Origin of the sequence: Haloarcula sp. NS06, assembly GCF_051122755.1 — an archaeon.
Taxonomy (GTDB): domain Archaea; phylum Halobacteriota; class Halobacteria; order Halobacteriales; family Haloarculaceae; genus Haloarcula.
On record NZ_CP184844.1, the window covers coordinates 443,649 to 464,293 of the forward strand.

Consider the following 20,645-nt stretch of genomic DNA (forward strand, 5'->3'; position numbering starts at 1 on the left):
CCGATATCGGTTCCCCCGTGGGTGGGTCAAACGGCGTTCTGTCCCGCGAAAGGACACGCGTTAAGTAAATCCAGTCCTAAGTCTGGGTAATGACTGAAGAGACCGACCTCGAGGACCTCCGTCGCGGGACTGACCTCGTCAAGCGCGGCTTCGCGAAGATGCAGAAGGGCGGCGTCATCATGGACGTTGTCAACCGTGAGCAAGCCCGAATCGCCGAGGACGCCGGCGCGGTCGCCGTGATGCACCTAGAGTCGGTCCCGGCCGATATCCGCAAGCGGGGCGGTGTCGCCCGAATGGCTGACCCCAGCAAGCTCGAAGAGATCATCGAGGAAGTGTCGATTCCGGTGATGGGCAAGGCCCGCATCGGCCACACCGCAGAGGCCCAGATTCTGGAAGCCGCTGGCGCGGATATGGTCGACGAGTCGGAAGTGCTGACCCAGGCCGACGACCGCTACCACATCGACAAGCGCGAGTTCACTGCACCGTTCGTCTGCGGAGCCCGGAACCTCGCCGAGGCGCTGCGCCGCATCGACGAGGGCGCAGCAATGATTCGCACGAAGGGTGAGGCAGGCACTGGTGATGTGAATCAGGCTGTCACGCACCAGCGGAACATCCAGCGCTCTATCGGGATGCTCGAAGGGATGGCCTACGAGGAGCGCGACGAGTGGGCCCGCGAACACGGTGCGCCCCGGCGACTCGTCCACGAGACAGCTGACCGCGGCCGGCTGCCGGTCGTCAACTTCGCGGCCGGCGGCATCGCGACGCCTGCCGACGCCGCACTGATGATGCAACACGGCTGTGACGGTATCTTTGTTGGCTCGGGCATCTTCGGGGCAGAGAACCCACAGGCGATGGGCGAGTCCGTCGTCGCGGCAGTCAACAACTACGACGACCCCGAACAGCTCAAGGAGATCGCGAAGAACCCAGGCAAGGGGATGAAAGGCCAGGCGAACGCGGACTTAGACGAAGAAGAGCAGTTGCAGGGCCGCGGCATCTAACGGGACTCACGATCAGTCACCTTTCGGCTTCGCTATCACCTCTTTTGCGGACGAGCGCCCGAAGACGAAGACACAAGTTCCCACAGTGGCGATAGATGGCTGTGCAGGGGACGGCAACGCCTACGCCGACGGCCAACGACACCGGTGAAGGCCTTCTGGAACTCTTTACCGTGTTACAGCGGTCACTGGACCAGTTGGTCGCGACGCAGGGGCGACTCGTCGCGACGCTCATCCTCTTGGTCTTCCTGCTTGTCAGTGTTGTCGTGGTTCCGGCCGCACTCGCCCGGCTTCGGTCCGCTGCGTCGGGTCAAACCGGCGACTGGCTACAGGTCATGGCCGACTACACGCCGACGACCATCCGGGGCGTGTTTCTCCGGATCGCTCAGTTTTCGATGGTCGTCATCGTTGTCATTTCGTTCCTCATCGTCTGGGGCGTTCTCGATATCGTCCAGACGGTGGGGCCGTACCTCAACGGCGGTGATCAGTCACTCCTGGCGACGATACAGACGATCGTCCTCGTCATGCTGGCCTTTGTCCTGTCCGACCAGATGCAGCGGTGGATCGGCCGGTTCAGCCAAGCTGTTACCGGCTTCACCGAACACCAAGAGGAGATCCTCCTCCGACTGGGGCAGGTCACCGTCTTCATTACCATCGGTGCGACGGTCTTCGCTGTCTGGGGCATCGATCTCAGTGGCTTGCTCGTCGGGGCTGGGTTTCTCGGTATCGTCGTTGGTCTGGCCGCCAGACAGACGCTTGGCTCGCTCATCGCCGGCTTCGTCCTGATGTTCTCTCGCCCGTTCACTATCGGCGACTGGGTACTCGTCGGCGAGCAAGAAGGGATCGTGACCGATATCACGATCTTCAACACGCGGCTGGAGAACTTCGATGGCGAGTTCGTCATCATTCCGAACGACCGGGTGAGCGACCGCGCGGTGACGAATCGCAGTCGAAAGGGGCTGTTGCGACTCACAGTCGACATCGGTGTGGACTACGACACCGATGTTGATCGGGCGATGGATCTCGCCCGCGAAGCGATGACAGACATCGAGCACGTCGTCGATTCGCCGACGCCAGATGTCGTTCCAAAGGATTTCGGGGACTCTGCCGTGGTGATGGAACTCCGGTTCTGGATCGATCACCCGACGCCACCGCGGAAGTGGCGCGCCATCTCGGCGGTCGTCCGGGGTGTGAAAGCCACCTTCGACGAGGAAGACATCTCGATTCCATTCCCCCAGCGAACCCTCTCGAACCGCGTGGACGCGGCGGACGAGGAGGCGCTGGAAGGCGGCGTGGAGATGCGTCCGGACGGCGACGGCTGACCTACAGGTCGAGGCCGTCGAGAAGAAGCCCTAACCCGAGAATCCAGCACCCCAGTGCGGTCCCAAGCGTGCTAACGTAGAACAGCCAGGACAGCCCCTGCTCTGTTGTCAGCAGCCCGCTCATCGTGGCGGTCGCGGTATCGGTCGCGGCCGGGATCGACCCGGCTGTGAGAGCCATACCGGCGAACGTGCCAACGGCGACCGGCAGTGCCACAGTGACTAGCACCAGACCGACACGTTTGGCCAGCGTGGCGACTGCAGCTGGGTCAAGCGGGCCGACATAGGTCGGGACTGGCTGTCGCTGTGACATGACATCACATAACACGCTCGGCTGGCATAAAAGTGCGTTCCTCAACGGAGACCGTGATACGTGTTCGGAGTACGCAGACAATCCAAGAAATCTATAGAAAAGCTGTTTCAGGCGCTAACATAGTGGTTCGCTGGTCGGTCGTTGGGGTAGGGACGCCGCGGCGGAGCGACCGCCGGTCGAAACTACTATCCCCAACGGCACGAACGGACTGGTATGAGCACTCCGCCGGGGGAGTATTACACCGAAGAACGCTGGCAGAACTGGCTAGACCGTATCGAGGAAGAAAACGTCGACCCTGAAGACGAGGATTCAGCGCGGCTTCTGTTGAACCTCCAGGACGACGCCGCGATCGCGGTCGCAAAGATTCTCACCGATTACGAGGACGGACCGCTCGACGAGGAAGCGACGCTCGACGAGCTTACCGGCGTCCGGGAGATCGTTCTCGACGACATCGACATCGACGACGAGGAGACTGTGATGCTGATCGACGGCGTCCAGACATCGCTGCTGTGCGTATTCTATGCGGCCGAGGAGTTCGTCGCAGAAGGCGCTGCGGACGATGCGACCATCACCGACTACATCGAGGCCGCCGCGGACGCGGAAGCCGAAGAGGACCTCGACGCGGCGCTGGGCTACTGTGTGCAGGCCGGCACGCAGATCATTGGCGGGTCGGAGCTCCCGATGGAGGTCGCTGAGAACCTCGAATACGGGCTCGTCTCCGAGTGGGTCAATGGACTCGACAGTCTCCAGACTGCGATGAGCGACCCGGAAGTCGTCGAAGAAGACGAGAGTTGATAATTCGGCAGTCAGGTTTTTACCGCCGTCTCCGCAACTCCTCGCCATGAGTTTCACGGGCGATGAGCGCGCACAGTCAGTGCAGGTTGGGGCTGTACTGCTGTTCGGCGTGCTTATCATCGCCTTCTCCTCGTATCAGGCGTTTGCCGTCCCGGAGCAAAACCGGGAGGTGGAGTTCAACCACAATCAGCAGGTCCAGACGCAGCTGCAGGACCTGCGAAACGCCATCGTCTCCGTTCCGGGACAGCCGAGCCAGCAAGCCGTCTCGGTCCAGTTGGGGACGCGATACCCGAGTCGGCTGGTAGCGACGAATCCCGGGCCGCCGTCGGGGTTGCTGTACACAGATGGGACCAGCAACGAATCCCAAAACCTCACCATTCGCAACGCCGAGGCACACACTCCCGAGACGGCAGATTACTGGGACGGAACCACACCGCAACAGTACAACACGGGGGCCATCGCCTACAAGCCAGAATACAATGTCTACGGGGAGGCCCCGGAGACTGTTTACGAGCACTCGGTTGTCTACAACCAGTTCCGTGGAGGGAACATCACGCTCTCGGAACAGGCGATGGTCGATGGCCGAGATATCACGCTCGTCGCACTCAACGGGTCGATGAGCCGCTCGGCGAGCGATTCGATTACGGTCGACGTGAAGCCGAAATCCCAGTCGTCTCGAACGGTCCGTGTAACAAATACGACGGCGACATCGAACGTCTCAGTATCGTTTCTCTCTCGGCTCCCGGCGTCGGAATGGAGAGTGCTTCTCGACGACGAAATCGACCCGAATCCGGGTAACAAAACCAACGACCGGTACATCGCGAACGTCATCGAGGCAGAGGGACCGGGCTCGTTCTACAACGTCACTATCGTCTTCGAGCGAGGGACAACGTACCGCCTGAAGATGGCGAAGGCGGGCGTCGGGACAAAGGTAACTGCGGAGAACGACGCGTATCTTACGACTGTCGATGATAACGAGATCAGCGTCCGGCAGGGCGGAGACGGAGAAATCGTACTGGAGGTCCGGGACGCGTACAACAACCCTGTAAGCGGTGTCACAGTCAACGGCTCGGTCAAAGGGAGTAACACGGGGTCGCTCACACCGAACGCAGAATCCTCCGATAGCGACGGTCGCGTCGAATTTGTCTACAACGCAAGCCAGTCGACGGCGACCGGAACATATACTATTCAGCTCAGTCTCGATGAAATCAATAGTTCGTTCAACGGCGAGACCCCTGAAGATGTATCAGTTCCGGTGACGGTTACTGAGGCGAGTCAAGGATCTGGTGGCGGTTCCGGAGGTAATGACCTCATTTATAACGAGGATGCCTTTGCTCTTGACAGCAACGGGGAAACTGACGGGGGTGTCCAGTTTAGTATCACGAACGAGTTGGGTGAGAGCATCGAAATAACAACAGTGGCAATCGATCCAGTCAACGAAAATATAGATTATATTAGTGATAGCTACAGCAATGACCGTGAGCCGGCACCGCAGGAAAACGAACTGTACATCCAGGCCGACAGCGACGGCTACACTGACTACGGCGGCGGAACCGACGTTCCGCTGATAGTCGATGTTGACGACGATGCCCGAAGTTTGAGCGGTCAGAACCCTGAATTATTCGACACGTCGACTGCGACGGTCCACCTGTTCGAGTTCTTCCGGCTCGACACCAGTTCTGAGGTGGATATGAACGGCGAAAGTGTCACTATAACCGTCACCTACGAGCTATCGAGTGGCGGTACCGATTCGAAGATGTTCACCGTCACTCCCGGCGGCGCGAACACGAACGCGCAACCGAACGCGGACTTCATGATAACCTCCAACGGGGGAGAATCGAACGGGAAATGGGATTTCGATGCCAGCCAGTCCAGTCCGCAGGGAGACATCGCGGCATACGAGTGGGACCTCGATGGCGACGGTATCTTCGACGATGCGAACGGCCAGACATTAGAGAAGAGAAGGGTGTCGTCTGGCACGAAAGTAGCGCTCCGTGTCATCGACTCAGAAGGGAACGCCGACACTGTCCGCAAAGTGGTGTAACAGTCTTTGTCGATAGATCTCAGCAGAGATTCACGGTAATGTAAACAACGCCATCAGCGGTCGCTGCGCCGACGCCGATGTGGTTCGCGTTCGCCATGTACAGCGTGTCACGGGGGCCCGAGAGATCAAACCAGTGGTCGGCGACAGTGTCGGCGACGCGGGTCGCGTTCGCCCCGTTCGGGTTGACGCTCGTAACCAGTTCAAGATCCGTCATGGGTCGGATATACGCGTTCCCCTCGTGGCGGAGGCGGCACTGCTCGGACAACCCAGCGGCCGCGTATCGGTCTGTCGTGTCTGATCCGTTCGCAATCGGGGAGGCCGATCCCTGTGCCGCCATTCGCTTGCTGTGGTTGCCGGCCATGACTGATAGCTTCTGGCTGGTCTTGGTCTCATCCGAGAGGGAGTCGTCAACGGCGTCGTTAGCAATCGGGTTGCCACGTCGATCGTTGATTGCTGCTACGAGCTGGTCTTCGATCCGAGCCGTATCGATATCTGTCCCCGGGTCTGCCGGTGTGGCCTGTGCCGCTTCCGGCGTCGGGGTAGCTTCCGTGGACTGTGTGACCACGGCCGCAGTCTTCTCACTGCGTGGCGTGTCGGGCGACACGCTGTCCGTGTGGGGCGTCGCTACCGGCGATGGATCCGTGAACTCCGGCGGCGCTGACTGGGTCGCGGCTGCACCAAGCGTCCCTTCGACCGCTACTCCTGCGAGTCCCGAAACACTGAGTGCCGCCAGCACTACCAAACCGAGTGTGATGACCGATCTCTTCATATGAAACGTCCCTGTACCGTTCCGAGAACTGATATCTGGGATACAGTTATCCCGGAACTGGCTTGAACGGCGTAGATTCGGCTCTCTCTCCACAAATATGTTTGGACGGTGTCGGTGCTCCGATTACCAGCGGCGAAAACCCGCCCGTAAACATCTTTACTGTGGATGAGTGTCCTGAAGTATGGGTGACCTGTCGCGGCGCGGCTTCGGGGCCTCGGTGCTCGCCGCGCTCTCCGCCGGCTGTCTCGGGAATCGGCCTGAAGAGGAGTCCGAGACGACGCCAGTCCCGGAACCGACAGTGTCACAGCGGGCTGTAGCAACTGATCGTGTCGGCACTACCTCAACGCCGGCGGCGAATAGTGCGGCTCCGACGAACACATCAACAGCACAACGCGCCGAGGCGTCGCAGACGAACAGTTCTACGGGGCCGTCAGCGCGTCTCCAAGTCGAAACCGAGACACCGACGCCGACACCCGAGCCGAATCACCGGTCGGTCGATACGACCTTCCGACTGGAGGAAAACGAGTACGAAGATTTCACAGTTGACGTGACTGGCGAAACGGCACTCACCTACGACCTCATCGTTCGGCGCGGCCCGGCTGTGGATGTCATTCTGTTCAGCGAAGAGGAGTACCGGGCGTTCCAGAGCCGCTACCGGGCACGGTACGCCAGCGAGGTGTCGCGGTTCCACGAGACGAACATCCGCGACAACCGGATTACCATCTCGCCAGGGACGTATCGTCTCGTAGTCAACAACACTGACTGGTCGCGTGCTGTTCCATCACCGGATGAGCCGTACGACGTTCTCGAAGGCGAATGCATCGTCGACTTCTCCTTCAGTACGAAACCGACAACCAGCGAGTAGCCGTCTCGTGAGCGGCTCGCGACCCGTCGGCACAATACTAGTCAACCGTCGAAAAGCCAGTCGACAAGCCCATATACATCCACGCTGACGTTAGACGTATGACTGCAGTCGGTATCGACGCTATGGAGATCTGGACCGGAAAGCTCAAACTCGACCTCGCTGAGACGTTCGCGCCGGCTCAGGGTGACGATCCAGGGAAGTATACGAAGGGGCTCGGCCTGCGCGCATCATCGTTCCCAGATGTGTACGAGGATATCGTCACGATGGGGGCGAACGCGGCCCATCGCCTGATGGAACGCAAGGGGCTGACGCCCGAGAACATCGGTCGTATCGACGTGGCGACTGAGAGTGCCTTCGACAACTCCAAACCCGTTTCGACGTACATTGCGGGCTGCCTCGAACAGGTGTACGACGAGAATTTCCATCACGCTAACAAGGGCGAGCGGAAGTTCGCCTGTATCTCTGGGACACAGAGTCTTGACGACGCCTACAACTGGATCCGCGCCGGGCGGAACCGCGGCCGGGCCGCGCTCGTCATCGCTACCGACACCGCACTGTACGCCCGCGACGATCCCGGCGAGGCCACGCAGGGAGCTGGTGCGGTGGCGATGCTCGTCGACGAAGACCCGAGTCTGGTCGAACTCTCGACCGAACAAGGGTACGGCAGCGCCGACGAAACCGACTTCCTCAAGCCCAATCAGCAGTTCCCGTCCGTCGATGGAAAGCGCTCGGTGAACGTCTATCTCGCCCGCATGCGCGAAGCGCTGGAGGACTTCGCCGAGGTTGCCGGCGACATCCACCCAGGAGACTACGAGATGATCCCCTTCCACACGCCGTTCCCGGGGATGGTCCGGAAGGCCGCAGCGCTTGGCTACCGACACATCGTTCGCGGCACGGATGTCGGCGACCTGCTCGCCGAGGAAATCGGTCACCAGCCCATGCGAGCGGACTTCGAGACAGACGACGAGTTCCACGCGGCCATCAAGGAGTACACGGACGCACTCACAGAAACTGAGCGCTATCAGGACTGGTATGCCAACAGCATCGAGCCGACGCTCGAGATCTCCCGGGAGGTCGGGAACTGGTACACCGGTTCCGTCCATATCGCCCGCGCTGCCGGCCTGAAACACGCTCGTGAGAACGGACTGGATCTGGACGAGGCGCAATTGTTAGTTGCCTCCTATGGGTCCGGTGCACAGGCGGAGGTTCACGCCGAAACCATCGTCCCCGGCTGGGAGGAGGAGATCGGCGCGCTCAACATCGACGAGCAGATCCGGAACCGCCACGAACTCACGTTTGCGGAGTACGAACAGGTCCACGACGTCCATAATCACGATACTGAGGCCGATGTCGAGGAGTTCACCGCGCCCGAAAACGAGTTCGCCTTCGACGGCTGGGGCCGGATGGGTGAGCGGAAGTATCGGTACGTGGAGTAAGCGAGGTTCGAGGCGAGTAGCGCGAGCGAGAACCTCGAATCGAAACGGCGACCACAGGGAGCCGTGGAGAATAGCGAGAGGCACGACCGCAGGAAGTGGCTCTCGTACACGACGAGGGGCGCAGCCGCGAGGATATTACGACAATAGCCGTTTTCCAGAGCGTGTGTCGACAGACTCGAAACAGTACGGCCAGAACCGACACGCTCAGGGGAGCTCTCGAAGGCCGCCCAGCAGGTCCTCCAGATCGGTGTCGGTAATCGCTAGCGAGAAATCGTCGATCCGAGCGAGATCCTGTGCGTGCTCCCAGACGGCCTCGTCCTCAAGCCCGTGGAGGATGACGGCGTTGGGCGTCGGCGAGACGACCCGAAGCGCGACGAGCGGGGACTCGCCACGGGTCACGTTCGTGAACACGAGCGCGCGGTTCGTCGACTGACCGTATAGCTGGTAAAACTCATCCGAGGAGAGGCGCGTGATGGCGGCAATGGAGTTGATGACGGTGTGGCCGGCGACGGTATCCTGACTGCCACGAAACAGTTCTTCAGCGTCGATGGCGTCGTAGACGCGCTCGACGCCCACATTCGCGGAGTATTCGCGGAGGTCGTGGACCACGTCGCTGTCGAACCCGGCCGAGAGCACGCGGGCGTGCTGACGGATGTGGTCACCGCCACGGTTCTCGTCGATGTCAAGCAGTGCGACGACAAGTCGACGGACTACACCGATACCGGGGTTGTCACGCCGGCCGCTCTCGTAGTCCGAGACCACGGACGGGGAGACGTCGAGTTTGTCGGCGAGTTCGGTTTGTGCAACGTCGAAGTCAGTACGCCACTTCCGCAGGGTCGCCCCTGGGTCGTCGCTCAGTGCCACCTCACCCGCCATTTTTTCCGCGAGATCGTCGCGTGCTCCCCCTGCCATTAGTTCACACGCTGGAGGGTCGCGAATAAAAGGGTATCGGAACCACGGGCGCTTACCGGCGGGCGGTCAGTCCGACGGCAGCAAGGACGCTGTTCGATGGGGCGTGCACGACGCGTACATCGATGGTATCTCCGGGTTCGACGGTCCCGCCGCCGGCGTTCAGTTGGAGAGTGATGGCCCGACCCGCTGACCACTGCTGGCCGCCATTGGCGATGACACCGCCGACACAGTAGTCGTAGACGACGTTGTCCGGGTCGTCAGTATTGCTCGCTGACAGCGCTGTCCCGGAAACTGGCAGGTCGACGATGCGGGCGTCGCTGTCTGGCAGTGCAACAGTGACTTCCAGTTCATCGGCCGGAACCGGGTCACCGCCGGCGTGTCGAATTGCCACCGTGTTCGCTCCGCACCCACCCGACGGACCGGTGACGAACTGTCCCGTCGACCGGGCGACGACCGGCGTCCGCTGGTTCAGGTCGCTGCTTGCAGTGAGCACAACGCCGCCGACTGTCCCGGCCAGAAGGACAGTAATTGAGAGCATGAGGACCACGCCGATGACTGGGCTGACGCCGCGACGGTCACAATAGAGATTTCGTCCGGCCACTGGTGAGACACGCTGTCCGTTGCTTCCAATAAAAACCTCAGCAGTGGACCGACACCGCTCCGCAATCACTAAACGCCGGTCGCGCCAACCACAATCAAATGGATTGGACGGAGAAGTACCGCCCGACGACGCTGTCGGAGGTGCGGGGCAACGACAAGGCCCGCGACGCACTCAAAAAGTGGGCGGAGACGTGGGACGACCACCGCGAGGCGGTCATCCTCTATGGGTCCCCGGGCATCGGGAAGACCTCGGCCGCCCACGCGCTGGCAAACGACATGGAGTGGCCGACCATCGAACTCAACGCCAGCGACTCCCGGACCAAGGACGTGATCAATCGGGTGGCTGGCGAGGCCGCCAAGTCCGGGACGCTGACCGCTGGTGGTGGCGGCCGCCGGCTCGTCATCATGGACGAGGCGGACAACATCCACGGCAACGCCGACCGCGGGGGCGCACGGGCAATAACGGCCCTCGTGAAGGAGGCTAGCCAGCCGATGATTCTCATCGCCAACGAGTACTACGAGATGTCAAACGGCCTGCGGAACAACTGCCAGGACATCGAATTCCGGGATGTCTCGCCCCGCTCTATCGTCCCCGTCCTCCGTGACCTCTGTCGTCAGGAGGGCGTTGAGTACGAGTCCGACGCACTGCAGGAACTCGCTGAGCAGAACAGCGGCGACCTGCGGGGCGCGGTCAAGGACCTCCAGGCCATCGCCGAGACGACGGAACGTCTGACCGCCGATGACGTGGTGACCGGCAAGCGCGATACGACCGAGGGCATCTTCGAGTACCTCGACGTGGTGCTCAAGGAGGCCGGCGCGCAGGAAGCGCTGGAGGCTGAGTTACGACGTCGACGAGACGCCGGATGACCTCATCAACTGGATCGAGGACAATATGCCCAAAGACTACGAGGGGACAGAACTGGTCCGCGCCTACGAGTTCCTCTCGAACGCCGATCAATGGCTCGGGCGCGTCCGCGAGACCCAGAACTACTCCTTCTGGCGGTACGCCGGCGACAACATGACCGCCGGCGTCGCCGCGGCACGAGACGGGACAAAGGGCGGCTGGACCCGCTACGGGCCGCCGAGCTACTGGTCGAAGCTCGGTCGGTCGAAGGGAACCCGGAACACGCGGGACTACGTCGCCCAGCAGATCGCCGCTATCGACGGCGTCTCGATGCGGACCGCCCGCCGGGAAATCATGCCGTTCCTCTCGACGATGACCCACCACTGCCGGAACCGAGACCTAACGGTGGCAATGGCGGCGACCTACGATATGGAGGCCGAGCACGTCTCTTTCGTCACCGGGTCGGGCAAGGACACGAACAAGGTGCAGGACATCGTCGCCGACGCCGAGGCACTCCGCGAGGAAGCCGCCGTTGAACACTCCGGCGGGGCTTTCGAAGGTGCGAGTGCGGGAGGCGGTGACAGTGGGACCGACGCAGGTGACGACGCTACCGACGCCGACGCTGACGAAGAGAGCGGTGACCAGCAAGTAACGCTTGCGGCGGACGATAGCGTTGAATCTGACGCCAGCGGCGACGGCACCGCTACCAGCGACGAGACGGAATCAGCGAGCGAGACAGCAGAAGACGACGATCAGCAGTCCGGCCTTTCTGACTTTATGTAATCATCGACTGGTCGTCCCGAGGCCGGGAATCGCGACCCGATCTTCGACGTATTCCATCAGCAGCGACGCCGAGATGACAAGCGCAAGGTACAGCAGGCCGGCGAGGACGAACAGTTCCGTGTACCGGTAGGTCTCGCTGGCGATAGCGTCGGTTCGCTCGAACAGTTCGCGGACGGTGATGAAACTCGCTAGCGACGAGTACTTGATGAGGTACACCAGTTCGTTCGACCAGCCCGGAATCGCGTAGCGCAGGCCCTGTGGCAGGACCACGTGCCGTATCCCGTCAACCTTCGAGAGCCCGATTGAACGAGCGGCGGTGAGTTGCCCTTCCGGGACAGAGTTCAGCGCTGACCGAATGTACTCCGACTGGTAGGCGGCGCTGTTAAGCGTGAACGCGATGACAGCCACCCAGAACGCCTGCGCGGGGATGAATCCAGTCCCGACCACGGGCAGTTCACGGATAATCGTCGTCAGTGGCGTCGCAAAGTAGAGGACGAACAACTGGGCGAGTAGCGGCGTCCCGCGGAACAGTTCGGTGTATCCCAGTGCAAGCGAGCGGGTGAGCGTCCCGCCGTATACCCGAGCCACACTGAGTGGAACGGCGATAAGGAACCCCAGCGCGATACCTAGCAGCGTCAGCAATATGGTTGCCCACACGCCGGTCGCCAGTGGCGGCAGGTATGGAATCGACGCCGCCAGAAACTCGAAGAAGCCGGCGACCCAGCCGACGGGGACCCCGACTGGACCGAGACTCGACGCGAGACCGCCAAGCGTTGACGCGACTGACTCGAACGGTGCAGTCGGGAAAAACGACGTGTTGCGCTCGATGAGCGCGCCGTCTAGTAGGAAGTCGTTCGTCCAGCGCACGACGAGCCACGTCCAAAAGACTGCGACAGTAAGCAGCGTCAGCGGCTGGTCGGTCAGTCCGGCGGCACGGGCACGGAGCGTTCGCCCGGCAGTCGTGGACTCCGGCGTCCCCATCGGTCACTCCTCCTCGTGGGCCGTTTCGAGACGGCTGAGAAACTCACCGGTCCGGGCCGCTTGAGGGTTCTCGAACAACTGTTCCGGAGGGCCGTGTTCGACGATCCGTCCGTCGTCAAGGAAGATGATGTCCGACGCCGCCGACCGCGCGAACCCCATCTCGTGGCTGACAACGAGCATCGTGATGCCCTCGGCAGCGAGGTCGCGCATCACTTCGACGACCTCGCCGACGAGTTCGGGGTCGAGCGCGCTGGTCGGCTCGTCGAACAGGAGGAGCTTCGGGTCCATGGCGAGCGCGCGGGCGATGCCGACGCGCTGCTTCTGGCCGCCCGAGAGTTCCGCGGGGTAGGAGTCAGCCTGATCCAGTAGCCCGACCTGTTCGAGGTGTTCGTACCCTTTCTCCTGCGCCGCCGCTTTGTCCATCCCACGGACCTTCCGCAGGCCGAGCGTAATGTTTCCGAGTGCCGTGAGATGGGCGAAGAGGTTGAAATCCTGGAACACCATCCCGACCTGTTTTCGGAGTTCGTTCACGTCAGTGTCGGCGTCAGTGACGCAGTCGCCGTCGAGATAGATATCGCCGCCGTTGATCTCGGTGAGGCGGTTCACACAGCGCAGCATCGTCGACTTGCCGCTTCCGCTGGGACCGATAACCACGTCGACATCGCCAGCGTCCATCTCGAAGCTGACGCCGGAGAGTACCTGTTCCTCGCCGTAGGACTTGTACACGTCGTCAAGTTCCAACAGCGGGTCGCTCATGCCCGCTCACCGCCGGGAATGCTGAAGTGGTCGTCGACGTAGTCGAGCGAACGGTTCGTCACGAACGTGAGAACGAAGTAGATGAGGCTCACAGTTAGGAAAATCTCAAGCGCAGCGGTGCTCTGACCGCCTTGATAGAGGTTCTGGCCGACGGTCAGCAGCTCGCCGAGGCCGATGACGATGGCGATACTCGTGTCTTTCAGGACGATCGTGAACTCGTTCTGGAAGCCGGGCACGCTCCGACGAAGCGCTTGTGGGACAACGACGCTACGGATCGCTTGTAGCCGGCCCATGCCGACGGCGCGAGCGGCTTCCAGTTGCCCCTCGTCGACGCTCTGGAGCGCGCCACGGAATATCTGTGACTGGTAGGCGGCGCTCCGGAGCCCGAGTGCGATGGTCGCGGTCACGAAGGCGCTGCTCGACACCGAGAGACCGAAGAACAGCAAGATAATGATGACGAGCAGCGGCGTCCCGCGAAGGACGACGCCGGCCGTCTCGACGGCGCGTTTGAGCGGGCCACGGCCGTACACCTCAACGGCTCCCGCCGGGAACCCGAGCAGAAAGCCAAGCAGAATGCTCGCCGCCGTCAGGGCGACCGTGACACCCGTGCCGACGAGTAGCAAGTCGAGGTTCCCAATGACGAACGCCCAGTCACTCTGCAACGGGAGGGGTGGCATCGGTTACTGCTGGCCGAACCACTTGTTCGTCAGGTCCTGATAGGTACTCCCATCCCTGACGGTGGACAGGCCGTCGTTGAGCGCCTGCGTGAACTCATCGTCGCCATCGCGGACGCCAAAGCCGAAGTTCTCGCCCGTCTCGTAGGTGAACGCGATGGAGACCGGACGCTGGGCGGCGAACGTCTGTGCGACCGGTTCGTCGATGACAACCGCATCGATGTTACCGTTCTGAAGGTCCTCGACAGCCAGCACGTAGTTGCCATAGGAGTTGTAGTTCGACTCATCGAGGTTCCCCGGCGAGATGAGTTCGTCCTGTACCGTCGTCTCGCCAGTTGTCCCCTTCTGTGCGCCGATGGGGCGTCCGGAGAGGTCCGACAGGGACGCCGGCGAGAAGTCGCCGTCCTCGCGGACGACGATCGCCTGATTCGAACTGTAGTACGGATCGGTGAAGTCGATCGTTTCGTCGCGCTCGTCGTTGATCGTCATCCCAGCAGCGACCACGTCGATGTTGTCGTTCGTCAACGCGGGAATCAGGGACTTGAACTCGTACTCTTCCCAGCCGGCTAGGGTGTAGTCGGTCTCGTCAACGACCGCTTCAAGCAGATCGATGTCGAACCCGACGAGTTCGCCGTCCTGCTTCATCTCGAACGGAGGGAACCCCGGCGCAGTTCCGGCAGTGATTTCGGTACTACCGTCGCCGCCGTCACCGCCACCGCCGCCGAAACAGCCGGCAAGCGAGACGGTTACTGCGGTTCCACCGACCGTGGAGAGATACTGGCGTCGCGAAAGGCCGTTGTCTGACATAATCCTCACCACACGACAGACCCGAATATATCTTACGTGTTAACCACGGGGGTGGTACTTGTATTCAATCGTCAGCGCGTGCTGTGTGCTGGGTATCGGCCGATTGCACTGACGGCGACTCCGCCGTATCGGTGTAGGCCCACGCCGTCGCCGCGACCATCGCGCCGAAGATGAGCTGTGCGGCCCCGTGGTGGAGCACCTGCGCCGTGGCACCGAAGTTGAAGATGGTGTTTGCGCCGAGCAGGACTTGCACTGGGAGCACGACCGTTGCGACGGCAGTCGCTAGCTTGATCCGCCGGCTGTACTCGCCGCGCCACGCGGCAATTGTTGATCCGAGAATGCCAAAGCCGGTAACCATTGCGACTAAACGGTGGAACCACTCGACGAAACTCGCCCAGTTTGCGGGGAACAGCCCCATCCAGCCGTCACAGAACGGCCAGCGTGCCTCACAGGTTAGCCCGGCACCGATAGCACCGGTGTACACGCCGAGCAGGATGAGTGCGAACGTCAGCACCGTCGTCGTCGCCACCAGTCGGCGGAAACGGGTGGTCATACCTAGCACTTCGGTTGCACGTACTTATGCTCTCTTTTCCCGCTCTGCCGACAAGTGCAATTATCTTTGCTGATACTCCCGGAGTCATCTTTATCTACAGGTGTGTTGGAATGGAACATACCTAGCTTATGTTCGAACAGATCCGCACCTACATCTACGGCCAGGGGTCCCGTTCTTCGGACGCTGGGGCCCGGCGGGCAGACGGCGGGTTCGTCGCGAGTGACGGACAGACTCGCTTTTTGATCGACGCTATTGACCCGAACTCGCCGCATCTCGACGATTGCTTCGACGACCCGGATAAGGCCGCTATCGGGACCCAGCACGTCGAGCGGCAGTTCGAACTTGGCCCCGACGAACTCCAGGCGCTGATCGACGACTACGAAGCCGCCGGGATCAGCCAGCGCGAGTTCATCGCAACACAGGGCTTTGTCACCGAATCGCTCGTCGAAGGTGCGTTCGATCAACTCCGAGACGAACTCGGCCCGGACGCACAGGCCGCTATTGACTCTGTCGAGGCGGAGCTCCACGATGGGCTGCAAACGACGCAGTCTCTCTCTCAGGCCGGCGTCAACGCGTTCACCGAACCCACAGCGGAAAGCGGCTCCAGCAGCGGGTTCGACTATCACGACATACTACAGCATATTGGAACACCGCTCTTTGTTCTGGATCCGAACGGCGATATCCTTAGCTGGAACAGTTCGATCGAAAACCTCACCGGCGTCTCTGAAGCCGAAGCAAAGGAAATGGAGATGTCCAGCATGGCGTTCTATCCGGACGGCCGACGCGGACAGACGCTCGCTGACAAGGTTCTCGACGCCCCGGAGACGACCCACACGGAGTACGATGTGCCGAAAGTCGAGGACGAGGACTTCACGCTGTACCGCGACACGAGCGTAATGGCCGACCAGCATGGGAATGAACGTCATATCTCGTTCAGTGCTGCCCCGATTTACGATGACGACGGCGAACTCATCGCGGTCGTTGAAATGGTTCAGGACCGAACTGACGAGGCCAACCGTCACGAGGCTGTGACGAGCCTAGTCAATGAGGTTAAATCGACCATGGCTGCACTCAAGAACGGCCGCCTCGACGCCCGGGCGTCGTTCGACCGGACCGACGGCGGTGAGTACGTCGACGACCAACTGTACGGAGTCGTCGGCTCGCTCAACGATATGGCTGAACAGGTCGAGCAGTTAGCGGACCAGGTAGACGAGCAGGCACAGCAACTCGCAGTCACTATCGAGCAGGCGAATTCGTCCGCAGCGGACGTCGAGACCCGGGTAACCGAGCAGACGGACTCCCTCACGCAGGCGGCCGACAACATCCAGGACATCGGGGCCGGGATGGAGGAGGTCGCCGCGACGTCTAGCGAAGTGGCGTCAGCGGCCCAGCGCGCGAAGGCGGCCGCTGAGGACGGGTCGGACGCCGGTGAAGCTGTCATGGACGTTACCGACGGGCTTGCCGAGACGAGCGAAGACCTCGTGGACACCGTCACCGACCTTGACGACCAGATGGACGAGGTGAGCGAGATCGTCGAGATAATCGCCGACGTGGCGGAGCAGACGAATATGCTCGCGCTGAACGCCAACATCGAGGCGGCCAGAGCCGGCGAAAGCGGGAGCGGGTTCGCTGTCGTTGCCGACGAGGTCAAGACACTCGCCAACGAGACGGGCGAGTACGCCTCCGAGATTTCGACGAGCATTACGACGATTCAGAATCAGGCGACCGAGACGGCCGAAATGGTCGAGACCTCTCACGAACAGGTCGAGCGTGCGGAGTCCGAGATCGAAGACGCGCTGGATGCACTTGACCAGATTTCCGACGCCGTTGAGGAAGCGACACGGGGCATTCAGGAGGTTGCCGACGCCAACGACGACCAGGCGAGCGCTATCGAGAACGTGACTTCGATGGTCGAAGACGCACAGAACCACGCCCAAGAAGCTGAAACGGCAACGAAAGAGATCGTCAAGGCCACCGATAGACAGGAAGATGCGGTCACCGAACTGACCGACCGAGTCGGCGAACTCACCAACGCAGACTGAGGCTCGCGGCCGGTTCATCGCGGCGGGTGCCCAGCGACAACTGTTTCCCAATTGATGGGATACGACCGGGGCAAAATCCGCTGCAACCGGCCGGTATTCGACAACCGTCGTTGTACCGCTCGTCCGTTGACGGTAAACTTGTCTTTTTTACAGTTGGGTTCGACATCCGGATATGGGACTTGACGAGGACGCACTGGAGTACCACCGGAGCAAGCCGCCGGGGAAGATAGAGATTGCGACAACGAAGCCGACAAACACACAGCGGGACCTCTCGCTGGCGTACTCGCCTGGCGTGGCCGCGCCGTGTGAGGCGATTGACAAAGACCCTGAGAAGGCCTTCGAGTACACCGCGAAAGGGAACCTCGTTGGCGTCGTCTCCGACGGGTCCGCCGTGCTCGGTCTCGGTGACATCGGTCCGGAAGCCGGGAAGCCGGTCATGGAGGGGAAGGGCGTGCTGTTCAAGCGGTTTGCCGATATCGACGTGTTCGACGTGGAACTGGACACGGACAACGCCGAGGCGATGATACAGACGGTGGCGGCAATGGAGCCGACCTTCGGCGGTATCAACCTCGAAGATATCGCCGCCCCGGAGTGTTTCGAGGTCGAGCGCCGGCTCAGCGAGAAACTCGATATCCCGGTGTTCCACGATGACCAACACGGGACCGCGATCATCTCCGGCGCGGCGTTGGTCAACGCGGCCGACATCGCCGACAAGGAACTGGAGGACCTGGAGGTCGTCTTCTCCGGGGCCGGAGCGTCCGCGATTGCATCCGCGAAGTTCTACGTCTCGCTGGGCGTCTCGAAGGACAACATCACGATGTGTGACTCCTCGGGCATCATCACCGAGGAACGAGCGACTCACGAAGAACTCAACCGATTCAAACAGGAGTTCGCCCGTGACATCCCGGAGGGCGGCCTCGCCGACGCGATGGAGGGGGCAGATGTGTTCGTCGGCCTCTCTGTCGGTGGCATCGTCGACCAGGAGATGGTTCGGTCGATGGCCAGCGATCCCATCATCTTCGCGATGGCCAACCCGGACCCCGAAATCGCGTACGAGGACGCCAAGGCCGCCCGCGACGACACGGTTATCATGGCGACCGGCCGTTCAGACTATCCGAATCAGGTCAACAACGTCCTCGGGTTCCCGTTCATCTTCCGTGGCGCGCTCGATGTGCGGGCGACCGAAATCAATGAGGAGATGAAGGTGGCAGCGGCCCGCGCACTGGCCGATCTCGCAAGGCAGGACGTACCCGACGAGGTCGTCAAGGCCTACGGCGACCAGCCGCTGCAGTTCGGTCCCGACTACATCATTCCGAAACCACTGGACCCGCGGGTCCTGTTCGAGATAACTCCCGCGGTCGCCGAAGCCGCCATCGAGAGCGGCGCGGCACGGACAGAGATCGATACGGAAGCCTACGTCGAAGAACTTGAAGCCCGGCTGGGCAAGTCCCGCGAGATGATGCGTGTCGTGCTCAATAAGGCCAAAAGCGACCCCCAGCGGGTCGTGCTCGCCGAGGGCCACGACGAGAAGATGATCCGCGCGGCCTACCAGCTGGTCGAACAGGGTATCGCCGAGCCGATACTCATCGGCGACGCCGACCGCATCGAGTCCACGCGCCGGAAGTTCGGCCTGGAGTTCGACCCTGTCGTCGTCGACCCTGAGACAGCCGACGTGGCCGACTACGCCGACCGGCTGTACGAACTCCGCCAGCGAAAAGGCATCACGCGTCGCGAGGCTGACGAACTCATTCGGGACGGCAACTACCTCGGCAGTGTGATGGTCGAGATGGGCGACGCCGACGCGATGCTGACCGGCCTGACCCACCACTACCCCTCCGCCCTGCGCCCGCCGCTGCAGGTCATCGGTACGGCCGACGACGCCGACTACGCGGCCGGGGTGTACATGCTGACGTTCAAGAACCGCGTCATCTTCTGTGCGGACACCACGGTCAATCAGGACCCCGACACGGACGTACTGGAGGAGGTCACCCGCCACACCGGGGAACTGGCCCGTCGGTTCAACGTCGAACCGCGCGCGGCGATGCTGTCGTACTCGAACTTCGGCAGCGTCGACACCAGCGGAACACAGAAGATCCGCCGGGCGGTGTCTCGTCTGCAGGACGACGACCGTGTGGACTTCCCGGTCGACGGCGAGATGCAGGCCGACACCGCCGTCGTCGAGGATATCCTGCAAGACACCTACGAGTTCTCCGAACTCGATGACCCCGCGAACGTCCTCGTGTTCCCCAACCTCGAAGCCGGGAACATCGGCTACAAACTTCTCCAGCGGCTGGGCGGCGCTGAGGCTATCGGCCCGATGCTCGTCGGCATGGACAAGCCGGTTCACGTCCTCCAGCGTGGCGACGAGGTCAAGGATATCGTGAACCTCGCGGGCGTTGCCGTCGTCGACGCACAGCAGGAGTAACGGGCGCGAGCGAAGCGAGCGTTTTTCGCCCACGTTTTTCGAGGAGTGGTGTGCGAGTGCTGCGAGCACACCCGACGCTAAAAAAGGTGGGAGCGACATCGTGAACCTTGCCGGCGTTGCCGTCGTCGACGCACAGCAAGAGTAACCGACATAGCCGTTTTTTCAGGTGTTTGCTGCGGAACGCGCAAAGCGCGCTTCGCGCTGAAACCAGTTCGAAAAACGCAGCGTTCTGGCCTGTCGCCGGAACGCGATGTCACGTACCGTCTCGCCGTCGACCGCGGGTCGGTGGGTGGACAAAGAGCGCATCGATGACCGCCACAGCGCCAGCGAGTGCGCCGCCAGCGATTGCCGCCTGAAGCGAGAGGCCCAGAACAACCGCGGCGGCGAGTGTGAAGACGAACACCGCGGGAATGACGGCGAGTACGAGGTCGTGCCGCGTCGGCGACTGACGCGGCAACAGTTGCTCGACGTACTGTCCGTTGAAACCGTCTGGTCCGTCAGTTCTGGTACTCAACGTAGCTCACCTCCCACTATATACTATCCCATTTCTAATATATAAAATTTGGTCTGTGTGACGTTGCCCGAACGTACGTGATAACAGGTGCAACTATTTTCATAACTTATGGAGATTATTAGCTGTGAAAGACGACTGACGGAGAGCCTTGTATCCCCCCGCTACAAGTAGTTCTATCTGTATTCAGGTATTCTCTCAGAACCGCAGTCGTATGTGAT

Annotated in this window: 18 protein-coding genes and 1 pseudogene; 9 read left to right on the forward strand and 10 right to left on the reverse strand. The window is 61.5% G+C overall.

All coding sequences use genetic code 11. The features are described 5' to 3' along the window. The first annotated feature begins 89 nt into the window (after positions 1–89). Both pdxS and ACODNH_RS06025 read left to right on the forward strand, forming a co-directional pair. Positions 90–998: a pyridoxal 5'-phosphate synthase lyase subunit PdxS gene (gene pdxS, locus ACODNH_RS06020; RefSeq protein WP_306708375.1), complete on the forward strand. Its 909-nt coding sequence runs from the start codon at positions 90–92 to the stop codon at positions 996–998. A gap of 95 nt (positions 999–1,093) precedes the next feature. Further along, the gene (locus tag ACODNH_RS06025) at positions 1,094–2,317 is read left to right on the forward strand and encodes a mechanosensitive ion channel family protein (RefSeq protein ID WP_306708377.1); all 1,224 of its coding nucleotides are present in this window, start codon (positions 1,094–1,096) and stop codon (positions 2,315–2,317) included. Between the two features lies 1 nt (position 2,318). Here ACODNH_RS06025 and ACODNH_RS06030 read toward each other — a convergent pair whose 3' ends face one another. After that, on the reverse strand, positions 2,319–2,627 hold the full coding sequence (locus ACODNH_RS06030) for a hypothetical protein (protein WP_434531097.1): 309 nt from the start codon (positions 2,625–2,627) through the stop codon (positions 2,319–2,321). Positions 2,628–2,840: 213 nt separating this feature from the next. Between ACODNH_RS06030 and ACODNH_RS06035 the strand changes: the two genes are divergently transcribed. Next, the gene (locus tag ACODNH_RS06035) at positions 2,841–3,422 is read left to right on the forward strand and encodes a DUF2150 family protein (RefSeq protein ID WP_306708381.1); all 582 of its coding nucleotides are present in this window, start codon (positions 2,841–2,843) and stop codon (positions 3,420–3,422) included. Positions 3,423–3,468: 46 nt separating this feature from the next. Then, complete coding sequence (locus ACODNH_RS06040) at positions 3,469–5,466, forward strand: hypothetical protein (RefSeq protein ID WP_434531098.1); 1,998 nt, start codon at positions 3,469–3,471, stop codon at positions 5,464–5,466. A gap of 19 nt (positions 5,467–5,485) precedes the next feature. Here ACODNH_RS06040 and ACODNH_RS06045 read toward each other — a convergent pair whose 3' ends face one another. Beyond that, entirely contained in the window at positions 5,486–6,235 is a 750-nt protein-coding gene (locus ACODNH_RS06045) for a CAP domain-containing protein (protein ID WP_434531099.1), read from the reverse strand. Between the two features lie 181 nt (positions 6,236–6,416). Between ACODNH_RS06045 and ACODNH_RS06050 the strand changes: the two genes are divergently transcribed. Continuing rightward, positions 6,417–7,100 carry a hypothetical protein gene (locus ACODNH_RS06050; RefSeq protein WP_306708388.1) on the forward strand — a complete coding sequence of 228 codons (684 nt, stop codon included), beginning with the start codon at positions 6,417–6,419 and terminating at the stop codon, positions 7,098–7,100. A gap of 98 nt (positions 7,101–7,198) precedes the next feature. Next, positions 7,199–8,536 (forward strand): hydroxymethylglutaryl-CoA synthase, encoded by a 1,338-nt coding sequence (gene hmgB, locus ACODNH_RS06055; RefSeq protein WP_434531100.1) that lies wholly within the window; start codon positions 7,199–7,201, stop codon positions 8,534–8,536. Between the two features lie 204 nt (positions 8,537–8,740). Here hmgB and ACODNH_RS06060 read toward each other — a convergent pair whose 3' ends face one another. Both ACODNH_RS06060 and ACODNH_RS06065 read right to left on the reverse strand, forming a co-directional pair. Further along, entirely contained in the window at positions 8,741–9,448 is a 708-nt protein-coding gene (locus ACODNH_RS06060; protein WP_306708394.1) for a helix-turn-helix domain-containing protein, read from the reverse strand. A 52-nt stretch (positions 9,449–9,500) separates the two neighbouring features. Beyond that, positions 9,501–10,049, reverse strand: a complete 549-nt coding sequence (locus ACODNH_RS06065) for a type IV pilin (protein ID WP_434531101.1) — start codon at positions 10,047–10,049, stop codon at positions 9,501–9,503. A 98-nt stretch (positions 10,050–10,147) separates the two neighbouring features. Between ACODNH_RS06065 and ACODNH_RS06070 the strand changes: the two are divergent. Further along, positions 10,148–11,675 (forward strand): annotated as a pseudogene (locus tag ACODNH_RS06070) (replication factor C large subunit). Here ACODNH_RS06070 and ACODNH_RS06075 read toward each other — a convergent pair. The 5 genes from ACODNH_RS06075 to ACODNH_RS06095 all read right to left on the reverse strand — a co-directional run bounded on the left by ACODNH_RS06075 (position 11,676) and on the right by ACODNH_RS06095 (position 15,446). Further along, positions 11,676–12,656, reverse strand: coding sequence for an amino acid ABC transporter permease (locus tag ACODNH_RS06075; RefSeq protein WP_434531102.1), 981 nt, complete (start codon positions 12,654–12,656; stop codon positions 11,676–11,678). A 3-nt stretch (positions 12,657–12,659) separates the two neighbouring features. Beyond that, on the reverse strand, positions 12,660–13,412 hold the full coding sequence (locus ACODNH_RS06080; RefSeq protein WP_007188855.1) for an amino acid ABC transporter ATP-binding protein: 753 nt from the start codon (positions 13,410–13,412) through the stop codon (positions 12,660–12,662). Continuing rightward, positions 13,409–14,089, reverse strand: coding sequence for an amino acid ABC transporter permease (locus tag ACODNH_RS06085; RefSeq protein ID WP_306708405.1), 681 nt, complete (start codon positions 14,087–14,089; stop codon positions 13,409–13,411). Before ACODNH_RS06085 ends, ACODNH_RS06080 begins: the two co-directional genes overlap by 4 nt. Before the next feature lie 3 nt (positions 14,090–14,092). Then, positions 14,093–14,893 (reverse strand): basic amino acid ABC transporter substrate-binding protein, encoded by an 801-nt coding sequence (locus ACODNH_RS06090; protein WP_434531103.1) that lies wholly within the window; start codon positions 14,891–14,893, stop codon positions 14,093–14,095. Between the two features lie 64 nt (positions 14,894–14,957). After that, entirely contained in the window at positions 14,958–15,446 is a 489-nt protein-coding gene (locus tag ACODNH_RS06095; protein ID WP_170097273.1) for a COX15/CtaA family protein, read from the reverse strand. A 128-nt stretch (positions 15,447–15,574) separates the two neighbouring features. Here ACODNH_RS06095 and ACODNH_RS06100 point away from each other — a divergent pair, with 128 nt between their 5' ends. Then, positions 15,575–17,488: a methyl-accepting chemotaxis protein gene (locus ACODNH_RS06100; protein ID WP_434531104.1), complete on the forward strand. Its 1,914-nt coding sequence runs from the start codon at positions 15,575–15,577 to the stop codon at positions 17,486–17,488. Positions 17,489–17,660: 172 nt separating this feature from the next. Next, the gene (locus tag ACODNH_RS06105; protein WP_434531105.1) at positions 17,661–19,913 is read left to right on the forward strand and encodes an NADP-dependent malic enzyme; all 2,253 of its coding nucleotides are present in this window, start codon (positions 17,661–17,663) and stop codon (positions 19,911–19,913) included. 253 nt (positions 19,914–20,166) lie between these two features. Here the strand turns inward: ACODNH_RS06105 and ACODNH_RS06110 are convergent, their stop codons facing one another. Then, positions 20,167–20,427: a hypothetical protein gene (locus tag ACODNH_RS06110; RefSeq protein WP_306708415.1), complete on the reverse strand. Its 261-nt coding sequence runs from the start codon at positions 20,425–20,427 to the stop codon at positions 20,167–20,169. Positions 20,428–20,645: the final 218 nt, after the last annotated feature.